Source organism: Flavobacterium sp., assembly GCF_013822155.1.
In the GTDB taxonomy this organism is placed as follows: domain Bacteria; phylum Bacteroidota; class Bacteroidia; order Flavobacteriales; family Flavobacteriaceae; genus Flavobacterium.
Map to the genome: position 1 here is coordinate 1 of NZ_PNJW01000142.1, position 1920 is coordinate 1920.

At 31.1% G+C, this 1920-nt stretch carries 1 protein-coding gene; it reads left to right on the top strand.

The window, feature by feature from the left end; all coding sequences use genetic code 11:
• Positions 1 to 467 precede the first annotated feature (467 nt).
• Positions 468 to 1844: a T9SS type A sorting domain-containing protein gene (locus tag C0512_RS15340; RefSeq protein ID WP_290863140.1), complete on the top strand. Its 1377-nt coding sequence runs from the start codon at positions 468 to 470 to the stop codon at positions 1842 to 1844.
• Positions 1845 to 1920: the final 76 nt, after the last annotated feature.

Consider the following 1920-nt stretch of genomic DNA (forward strand, 5'->3'; position numbering starts at 1 on the left):
TTAAAATAAAATTGGAAAAAAGATAAAAGAGTTTTATTTCAAAAAATACCATACTTAAAAAAGTAGTCTCTTTTCAAAATATAATTCAAATGAAAATTATTAATAAATCTTTTTTTTTAATATTGAATGTCCTGAATAATATATCTACTAAAGTCATTAAAAAAATATTTTGAAAGAATTACGCTTTAAAGTAGCTGTAATTTTATAATTAAAGCCGGAAACATATCCAAGAAAACGTTGTAGTTGTTAAAAAAAACTATACATTAGCTATACATTAGGCAATTAGAATAAAAAAAACTGGTTTAGAATAATACAAACATTGCACGAAACCCTTTATACAATTGAAAAAATAATTAATCTAGAAATAAAATAGCTTGTATAGTTTATATATAGTGTATTATGATATCCTTAAAATATTTAATTAATAATTTTGTATTAATAGATTATTAACTCAAAAATTACAAATTATGAAAAAAATTACTTTTTTAATTTTTATTATGTCAAGTGTGTTAGGGTTTGCTCAACAAGTCGTAATTCAAGATTTTGACACTCCTGCTACATACACTTTTGCAGGTTTTGAAGGATTAGGCAGTGCTACAATTGAAGCTGATCCGGTTTCTGGCGGAACAAGATTAAATGGATTAAGATTGGTTAGTGTTTCAACTGGAAACCCTTGGCAAGGTGCTGAGGTAATTCAGTCAGCCACTAGTGCTAAATACAAATTGACAACTGATAAGACAATGAAAGTGGATGTTTATGCTACACAAGCATTTACAATGTTGGCTAAAGTTGAAGTGGGTGGACCTAATTCTGCAGCTTCACAATCTTATACAACACCAAACCAATGGCAAACATTAACATTTAATTTTACACAAGCTTTAGATGGTACAACAGTTGCCAATGGAATTTATGAAAAAGTTGTATTTTTTCCAAATTGGAAAGCAACAAATGATGGCTTCGGTACACCGGCTAATTTCACAGTTCATGTAGACAATGTTACTAGTGAGAATGGTGTTACACCACCAATAGCAGCACCAACTACTGCAGCACCAACACCTCCTAATAGACCAGCAGCTGATGTTAAATCAATATTTAGTAATGCTTATGCTCCAGTTGCCGTTTTAGGTTATGCTGGATCAGATAATGACAATACTTATGACACTACTTGGTGTGGAGCTACTACTACACTTGTTTCAATTGAAGGTAACGATACTAATAGAATTACTGGATTAGGTTGTGAAGGTATAGCCTTTTTAGCTGGAAGATTTGACGCAGCTGGTTTTACTCGCTTACATATTGATATTTGGACTGCTACTCCAACGCAAGATAAAAGTTTTAATTTTAAATTTTCTAACTGGAATGGAACCACAGGAGAAACTAATGCCTATGAATATTCCGCTACAAATGCTAACGTCTTGACAAGCGGTTCAGAAGGGACTTGGATTCCAATAGATATCCCATTTTCAGCACTTAATTGTATCAATACCCCTCCTGGTAATGCCTGTCCTAGTGTTTCTGATTTTGCACAATTCGTTATTACTTCAGATTTAGGAACTGTATATTATGATAATCTTTACTTACACAAAAATACATTAGGCGTTTCTAGTTTTGAAACTTCAAAAATTAAAATGTATCCAAATCCTGCTACCACTAACTTCACTATAGAAGCACAAGAAGCAGTTGAAAAAGTAGCTGTTTACAATATGTTAGGTCAAGAAGTAATTTCTCAAAATACAAATAGTCAACAAGTAACAATCGATATTACTACTCTTCAAGTTGGAATATATGTTGTTAAAGCAACTATAAATGGAGCTGTTTCTACTTCAAGAATCATTAAAGAATAAACTCAATAGTAATAAGTTAAACTTTAAAAGGCTGTCTGAAAAGACAGTCTTTTTTTTGCCATAAAAGGTTAAAGCA